This is a genomic window from Curvivirga sp. (genome assembly GCF_965219885.1).
In the GTDB taxonomy this organism is placed as follows: domain Bacteria; phylum Pseudomonadota; class Alphaproteobacteria; order UBA8366; family Aestuariispiraceae; genus Curvivirga.
Map to the genome: position 1 here is coordinate 2,779,656 of NZ_CBDCOT010000009.1, position 7,319 is coordinate 2,786,974.

Consider the following 7,319-nt stretch of genomic DNA (forward strand, 5'->3'; position numbering starts at 1 on the left):
ATTATGAGCGAGCGTCCAGATCTTTTCGGATTTGATGGTTTCTTTGAGAAAAAAGTACAAGAAACAGATCCTGACATCTACAATTCATTGGTAGAAGAAGGCCAGCGTCAACAAGATGGTATCGAGTTGATTGCTTCAGAAAACATTGTGAGCCGCGCTGTTATGGAAACAATGGGCACAGTTTTCACAAATAAATATGCAGAAGGCTATGCTGGTCGCCGTTATTATGGTGGTTGTGAAAAAGTTGATATTGCAGAAAATCTTGCAATCGAGCGTGCTAAAAAATTGTTCAATTGTGAGTATGTAAACGTACAGCCTCACTCTGGCGCGCAAGCTAACCAAGGTGTTTTCCAAGCATTGTTGCAACCTGGTGATACATTCTTGGGATTAAACCTTGCATGTGGTGGTCACTTAACTCACGGTGCAGCACCAAACCAATCTGGTAAATGGTTTAACGCAATCCAGTATGATGTGAACGAAGATGATGCACGTATCAACTTTGATCAGGTTGAAGCATTGGCAAAAGAACATCAACCAAAGTTGATCATTGCTGGTGGTTCCGCTTATCCACGTACATTGGATTTCAAGCGTTTCCGTGAAATCGCAGATAGTGTTGGTGCATTACTATTCGTTGATATGGCACATTTTGCAGGTCTAGTTGCAGGTGGCCAACATCCTAATCCATTGGATTATGCAGATGTTGCGACAACGACAACTCATAAAACTCTACGCGGCCCGCGCGGTGGTATGATCCTTACAAACCGTGAAGATATTGCGAAGAAAATTAACTCTGCAGTATTCCCTGGTTTGCAAGGCGGTCCATTGATGCATGTGATTGCTGCAAAAGCTGTTGCATTTGGTGAAGCACTTCGCCCGGAATTCAAAACATATGCTGAGCAAGTTGTTAAAAACGCACAAGTTTTGGCTGAAACAATCATTGCTGGTGGTTTTGATATTGTTTCCGGTGGTACAGATACGCACTTAATGCTTGTTGATCTGCGTCCAAAAGGCCTAACAGGTAACTTTGCAGAAGTTGCGTTGGAACATGCTGGTCTAACATGTAACAAAAACGGCGTTCCATTTGATCCAGAAAAACCTATGGTAACATCTGGTATTCGTTTAGGAACACCTGCAGGTACAACTCGTGGTTTCAAAGAAGCTGAGTTTAAGCAAATCGGTGAAATGATCGTTGAAGTATTGGATGGTTTGGCTGCAAATGGTCCAGAAAATAACGGTGAAGTTGAGAAAGCAGTTCGTGCAAAAGTTCAGGAATTGTGTGATCGTTTCCCACTTTACGATCTATAAGATATCTTAGTTGTAGTGATGAAATGATGTGGTTTTGACATATTATCGTCACAAGATATTGTAAAATGAGCCCATAGTCTGTTATTCTCAGGCTATGGGCTTTTTACTTGGGATTACAAAAGAAGCCTCAACATTGCGAAGTAACGCGCAAAGCAAATCAAGTTAAGTACAAACAGGGGTGCTTCCATGAAATGTCCGTTCTGTCATCATGACGATACGCAGGTAAAGGATTCTCGTCCAACCGAAGATCACAACGCGATTCGTCGTCGTCGCTTATGCGGAAATTGTGGTGCCCGTTTTACAACTTTTGAACGTGTACAGTTGCGCGAATTAACAGTGGTTAAGAAAAATGGTGCGAAAGAACCATTTGATCGAGATAAATTGCTGCGTTCCATGCGTACCTCTTTACGTAAACGAAATGTAGATCAAGAACGCGTTGAACGCGTTGTCAATTCTATTGTACGACGTCTTGAAAGTAGCGGCGAAAGTGAGATCCAGGTAAAAACTATCGGTGAGATGGTTATGGAAGCTTTGCTTCAGTTGGATGAGATCGCGTACATTCGCTTTGCATCTGTATATAAAAACTTCCGTGAAGTTAAAGATTTCGAGGAATTCATTGATACTACAGTGCGCCCGGAAGGCGACGATTAATCAATTTTTCTGAAGTAGATGGAATAGCTGATGACTTTTTCTCAGCAAGATAAACATCATATGAAAACGGCTTTAGATCTTTCCCGCCGTGGTTTGGGGAATGTTTGGCCGAATCCAGCTGTGGGCTGCGTGATTGTAAATACTGACGGGCAAGTTATTTCTCGTGGGTGGACTCAACCTTCAGGCAGACCACATGCGGAAGCTGTTGCTTTGGCACAAGCTGGTCGTGCGGCTGAGGGGGCGACAGCCTATGTGACGTTGGAACCCTGTAGTCATTATGGTAAGACGCCACCTTGTGCAAAATCCCTTATTGATGCAAAGGTATCTCGTGTTGTTATTGCGACGTCTGACCCTGATCCACGCGTGTCTGGTGCCGGTGTGAAAATGCTTCAAGAAGCGGGCATTCAAGTAGACGAAGGTCTCTTTAAAGAGGAAGCAGATGAAATTAATGCAGGTTTTTTTAATCGTATTACTAAGAAACGGCCATATATCACATTAAAAGTGGCGACAACACTGGATGGTTATATTGCATCTGTCACAGGACATAGTAAATGGATTACTGGTCCATCCGCACGTATGCGAGGTCATTTGTTACGCAGTCAGAATGATGCGATTTTGGTAGGGGCAGGAACAGCTATCGCTGATGATCCTAGTCTAAATACACGTTTTGTTGGGGCAGGGGATGTCGACCAACCTGTACGCATTGTTTTGGATAGCAAGTTAGGTCTAAAAGGGCAGAGGCCTAAATTACTTGAAATTGCAAACGCAGAATCACCCGTATGGTTGATAAATTCAGTGGAAGTTGAGGAACAGCTTTCAGATTTTGTGTCTATTGTACCTACCCATGCTATGAAGGATGGACGGATTGACGTAGTGTCCGCCGCAGAAACTATTGCCGATCAAGGTATTACCCGTTTATTGATCGAAGGTGGCGGGCAAGTCGCCGCAAGCTTTTTGAAAGCTGGACTTGTTGATCAAATATACTGGTTTAGGGCTCCATCGATTATTGGTGGTGACGGTTTACCGGCGATTGCATCTTTGAAGATTGAAGACTTGATTGATATGCCGCGATTTGAGTTATGGTCGACACAACAATGCGGCGAAGATCACCTTACAATTTTAAAAAATAAATAGTGAAACAGGAAGTTAATTAGGTAACTTCCTGTTTTAATTTTTTTATGCGGCTTTTTGGCGTAAGCAGGTCGTTAGATGGTTTAAGCAACCAATCCAACCACTTTTATGGTTGTCACGTATATCTTCTTCCGGGAATTCACGATGAACTAAAATGAGTTCTGAGCTATTTGCGCCTGTATGAGTAAAGGTTAGTTCTAGCTCTGTTTGATGTTCACTGCCTTCCCATTGCCATGACATTACAATTTTCTTGTCTTCTTCAATGGTTTTGTAGATACCGCCAGCGATATTGAAATCGCAATCGTCACTTTGCATGATTGTGATCCGAAAGGCTCCGCCTTCTTTGAAATCGATATCCATTGTCGGAACGTCTGTTTGGCCAGGAGCAAGCCATTGTTGTAGGATTTTTGGTGATTTCCACGCGTTAAATAGTTCTGCTACTGAAACGTCAAAATCTTTCGTTAAAGTTAAGCTATGCATTTTCTTCTCCTTTGGGTGATGAGGGTAGTATGTTTTCAAGCGCATCCAACTTGTCATTCCAAAAACGTCGATAGATGCTGATCCAATCGAGGGCAGAGCCCAGTGCTTCCGGGCGTAACGAACAATAATGTGTGCGCCCGTCAACACGGCGTCTTAAAAGGCCTGCTTTTTCCAGAATTTTCAGATGTTTCGAAACGGCGGCTAGTGACATGTCATATGGGGCAGCTAATTCGCTTATTGTCTGTTCTTTTTCCGCAAGGCTATGCACCAAATCTCGTCTTGTTTGGTCTGATAGTGCCATAAAAATTTCATCTAAGTTGTTGCTCATTTCAATCTCTATATTTAACCAATTGGTTGAATATAAGCATATCTAAAAATATTATTCAACCAATTAGTTGAATAATATTAAATGAGAGTGATAGGGTATTGAAATTTATAAACTTTATAATGAGGAGAGTGATAAGAGGAAGCGTAATATTTTAAGAATTGTTATGTAGTTCTTCTATTAAAGCTTGTATACCTAATTGAGGACTACAAAAAACAGTAGGCGTGAAACTTACCAAGTAATCCGGCACTTTATCCATGCTTGCTTGTGCCAAAACAATTGTATCTGCATCACCAGTGTTGTTGATTATATAACCTGCAATTGACTTTGAATATTGTTCAAATCTACCGGCCTTAAAGCTTTCCCACGCTCCTGATACGAAATGTAAATTGATTTCTACATTTTCTCTATCAAGCTCATGAGCTTTATTACTGAATAGCTCCATAGTAGATTCTATCGTAGATTCTACAGCGCAAATAATAGCCAAATGAGAGCCTGATAATAGAGATTTTTCAGCTAGTAGATTATCGATTCTCAGAACTTTGCAGGTATCGACTTGTGGATATTCATCTGCGATAACACCAAGAGTGGAGCAGGTAATTAAAATGATATCTGCACCTTCGCTTATTAATTCTCTTAAAACTGAGTAACATTCCTCTTTTAGCAGGTCAGACACACCACCTAATTCTTCTGCTTTATCTAATAGGTCTTTACGAACGACTTGCTTGATCGTGAATTCACGCTGATACGGCTCAATAAGAGGATTAAATCTTTGTATATGTACATCTGCGCTATGTAGAAGATAGGCCGTTTTTTTAGGCATTTGAGTGCATACCTTATGTCAGTCTGGAATTATGTAGATCATGGAAACATAAAAAAGACGATTTGGGAATGAATATAGGCGATTTTTTGTTAGCTATTTTCGATACTTTTCCTTAAAACGCCTATCATAGAATAAAAGCTCGTTTTCTTAGGCCAAAAGTCAGGATTTACTATGTTTACAGGCATTATCACAGATAAAGGTCGTATCCGTGCAGTTACCAAAGCAGGGGATACACGATTTGAAGTCGAAACAATCTATGATGTTGATAGCATAGATATGGGGGCTTCTATTGCACATTCAGGTGTATGTCTGACAGTGGTTGAAAAAGCATGTGAGAATGGCCAAAACTGGTTTGCTGTAGAGGCATCAGAAGAAACTTTGTCTTTGACCACAGCGCGTAACTGGGATGTTGGTACTGTATTAAACCTAGAACGTGCGTTGAAGATGGGTGATGAGTTAGGTGGTCATTTTGTTTTAGGGCATGTTGATGGTGTGGCAGAAATCACCATGAAGGAGCCGGAAGGCGATAGTCTTCGTTTTCAATTTCGTGCCCCTGAAGAATTAAGAAAGTATATCGCAGCAAAAGGGTCTGTGGTTTTGAATGGCGTATCCTTGACTGTTAATGAGGTTGAAGGGGATGTCTTTGGTGTAAATATCATACCGCATACGGCACAAGAAACGACCTTTGGTGCTTCAGAGGTTGGTGATCTAGTGAATATAGAAGTTGATGCGTTGGCCCGTTATGTTGGACAATTACTAGCCGCACGTGGTTAATTTCGTTATTCTTTGAATAATTTAAAGATAAATACTCCTGCAAAAGGTAGAAAAATGTCAGATCAACAAAAAGAAACAGTGATGAAAACATCCACAGATGCAGATCTAGCTGTTCTTTCCCCAATCGAAGATATCATTGAAGATGCCCGTAATGGACGTATGTTCGTCTTGGTTGATGATGAAGACCGCGAGAATGAAGGCGATCTTGTTATTCCTGCGCAAATGGCGACACCTGCAGCTATTAATTTTATGGCAAAATATGGACGTGGTTTAATTTGCCTGACATTGACGCCAAAACGTGCAGATGAATTAGGTCTTCGTTTGATGCCACAATCAAATGCAAGCCGTTTTGGCACGGCATTTACGGTCTCTATTGAAGCGCGTGAAGGTGTAACAACTGGTATTTCTGCGCCAGATCGTGCACGCACTGTGGCTGTTGCAATTGATCCAGAATCAACAGATGCAGATATCACGACACCGGGGCATGTTTTTCCGTTGGTGTGCAAAGAAGGCGGAGTTTTGGTGCGTGCTGGGCATACCGAAGCAACGGTCGATATTTCGCGTTTGGCAGGGTTAAACCCATCTTCTGTTATTTGTGAAATCATGAATGAGGAAGGGGAGATGGCCCGCCTTCCAGAACTTATTGAATTCGCAAAGCATCATGATTTGAAGATTGGCGCTATTGCAGATTTGATTGCCTATCGTCGTCGTCATGATCATATGGTACGTCGTAGTGAAGAAACAACAATTGAGTCTGCTTTTGGTGGGGAGTTCAAGTTGCATGTTTATGTTAATGAGCTGTCTTATGCGGAACATGTCGTGCTTGTTAAAGGCGATATCACTCATGGTGGTCCCGTGATGGTACGTATGCATGCCATGAATGTGCTTGAAGACGTATTAGGGGACAAGTCACGTGGCAAGGATACAGAACTTCAAAAATCGATGGAAATCATTGGTGATGAAGGTCGTGGTGTTATTGTTTTAATTCGTGAACCCCATGCGAAATCCTTGTCTTCCAAAGTGCGTGCAAAAGAAAATTTACCTCCAGTTGATGATGATGAAGTTCAAGATTTACGTGATTATGGTGTTGGTGCTCAAATCTTGTTGGATTTGGGTATTGATGAAATGATTTTGTTATCTAACACAGATAAAAATATTATTGGGCTGGACGGATACGGGTTAAAAGTAGTAGAACGCCGTTCAATTGACTAAACAGACAATTGATTTGGGTGTGGGAATACGCCAGAATGCAGCATATCTTTTAATGCTGCTTCGCTGTTATTTGATATAGGATATAGGAAAATGAGTGAGCAAAAGCCACATATTATGATTGTAGAAGCCCGTTTTTACGCGGATTTAGCTGATGAAATGGCAGCTGGCGCAATCGAAGCAATCGAAGCTGAAGGCGCAACTTTTGAACGTTTTGAAGTTGCTGGTGCCTTGGAAATTCCTGGTGCAATTAATTATGCAATCCTGAATCAAGAGTTAAATGATCAACACCGATTTGATGGTTATATCGGTCTTGGCTGCGTTATTCGTGGTGAGACAACACATTATGACTATGTTTGTGGCGAAAGTGCCCGTGGTATTATGGACTTACAGTTAAATTATGGTCTAGCAATCACCAATGGTATTTTAACCGTTGAAAATGGTGATCAAGCTTGGGCGCGTGCAAATCGTTCTGATAAGAATAAAGGTGGCGCTGTTGCAACCGCGTGTCTGGATATGATTAAATTAAAACAACAGTTCGGGCTATATCCACGATGAGTAAAGAGAAAGAACTTTCCGGCAAAACAAAGCGTTTACGTTCCGCACGTTTAGCTGCGGTAC

The 7,319-nt window shown here is 41.6% G+C and carries 9 protein-coding genes; 6 read left to right on the forward strand and 3 right to left on the reverse strand.

From position 1 onward, the window contains the following. The first annotated feature begins 3 nt into the window (after positions 1–3). From glyA to ribD, 3 genes are all read left to right on the forward strand, one after another. Complete coding sequence (glyA, locus tag ACOQOA_RS18570) at positions 4–1,305, forward strand: serine hydroxymethyltransferase (RefSeq protein WP_420550084.1); 1,302 nt, start codon at positions 4–6, stop codon at positions 1,303–1,305. A 186-nt stretch (positions 1,306–1,491) separates the two neighbouring features. Beyond that, positions 1,492–1,956 carry a transcriptional regulator NrdR gene (gene nrdR / locus ACOQOA_RS18575; protein ID WP_420550085.1) on the forward strand — a complete coding sequence of 155 codons (465 nt, stop codon included), beginning with the start codon at positions 1,492–1,494 and terminating at the stop codon, positions 1,954–1,956. 30 nt (positions 1,957–1,986) lie between these two features. Continuing rightward, positions 1,987–3,090, forward strand: a complete 1,104-nt coding sequence (gene ribD, locus ACOQOA_RS18580) for a bifunctional diaminohydroxyphosphoribosylaminopyrimidine deaminase/5-amino-6-(5-phosphoribosylamino)uracil reductase RibD (protein WP_420550086.1) — start codon at positions 1,987–1,989, stop codon at positions 3,088–3,090. Between the two features lie 42 nt (positions 3,091–3,132). On the opposite strand, the gene ACOQOA_RS18585 is transcribed toward ribD, so the two are convergent. The 3 genes from ACOQOA_RS18585 to ACOQOA_RS18595 form a co-directional block, all read right to left on the reverse strand. Then, a complete protein-coding gene (locus ACOQOA_RS18585; RefSeq protein ID WP_420550087.1) occupies positions 3,133–3,567 on the reverse strand; it encodes an SRPBCC family protein in 435 nt (144 codons plus the stop codon). Further along, a complete protein-coding gene (locus ACOQOA_RS18590) occupies positions 3,560–3,895 on the reverse strand; it encodes an ArsR/SmtB family transcription factor (protein WP_420550088.1) in 336 nt (111 codons plus the stop codon). The genes ACOQOA_RS18585 and ACOQOA_RS18590 overlap by 8 nt, the downstream gene beginning before the upstream one ends. Positions 3,896–4,046: 151 nt before the next feature. After that, complete coding sequence (locus ACOQOA_RS18595; RefSeq protein WP_420550089.1) at positions 4,047–4,715, reverse strand: hypothetical protein; 669 nt, start codon at positions 4,713–4,715, stop codon at positions 4,047–4,049. 171 nt (positions 4,716–4,886) lie between these two features. Between ACOQOA_RS18595 and ACOQOA_RS18600 the strand changes: the two genes are divergently transcribed. The 3 genes from ACOQOA_RS18600 to ribH all read left to right on the forward strand — a co-directional run bounded on the left by ACOQOA_RS18600 (position 4,887) and on the right by ribH (position 7,256). After that, complete coding sequence (locus ACOQOA_RS18600; RefSeq protein WP_420550090.1) at positions 4,887–5,489, forward strand: riboflavin synthase; 603 nt, start codon at positions 4,887–4,889, stop codon at positions 5,487–5,489. A 54-nt stretch (positions 5,490–5,543) separates the two neighbouring features. Beyond that, the gene (gene ribB, locus ACOQOA_RS18605) at positions 5,544–6,701 is read left to right on the forward strand and encodes a 3,4-dihydroxy-2-butanone-4-phosphate synthase (protein ID WP_420550091.1); all 1,158 of its coding nucleotides are present in this window, start codon (positions 5,544–5,546) and stop codon (positions 6,699–6,701) included. A 90-nt stretch (positions 6,702–6,791) separates the two neighbouring features. Further along, on the forward strand, positions 6,792–7,256 hold the full coding sequence (ribH, locus tag ACOQOA_RS18610) for a 6,7-dimethyl-8-ribityllumazine synthase (protein WP_420550092.1): 465 nt from the start codon (positions 6,792–6,794) through the stop codon (positions 7,254–7,256). The last annotated feature ends 63 nt before the right edge of the window (positions 7,257–7,319 follow it).

Coding starts and splice junctions, on each gene's coding strand:
- ACOQOA_RS18590 (WP_420550088.1), bottom strand. CDS start 3,895: ATGAGCAACAACTTAGATGAAATTTTTATGGCACTATCAGACCAAACA.
- ribD (WP_420550086.1), top strand. CDS start 1,987: ATGACTTTTTCTCAGCAAGATAAACATCATATGAAAACGGCTTTAGAT.
- glyA (WP_420550084.1), top strand. CDS start 4: ATGAGCGAGCGTCCAGATCTTTTCGGATTTGATGGTTTCTTTGAGAAA.
- ribH (WP_420550092.1), top strand. CDS start 6,792: ATGAGTGAGCAAAAGCCACATATTATGATTGTAGAAGCCCGTTTTTAC.
- ACOQOA_RS18595 (WP_420550089.1), bottom strand. CDS start 4,715: ATGCCTAAAAAAACGGCCTATCTTCTACATAGCGCAGATGTACATATA.
- ACOQOA_RS18585 (WP_420550087.1), bottom strand. CDS start 3,567: ATGCATAGCTTAACTTTAACGAAAGATTTTGACGTTTCAGTAGCAGAA.
- ribB (WP_420550091.1), top strand. CDS start 5,544: ATGTCAGATCAACAAAAAGAAACAGTGATGAAAACATCCACAGATGCA.
- nrdR (WP_420550085.1), top strand. CDS start 1,492: ATGAAATGTCCGTTCTGTCATCATGACGATACGCAGGTAAAGGATTCT.
- ACOQOA_RS18600 (WP_420550090.1), top strand. CDS start 4,887: ATGTTTACAGGCATTATCACAGATAAAGGTCGTATCCGTGCAGTTACC.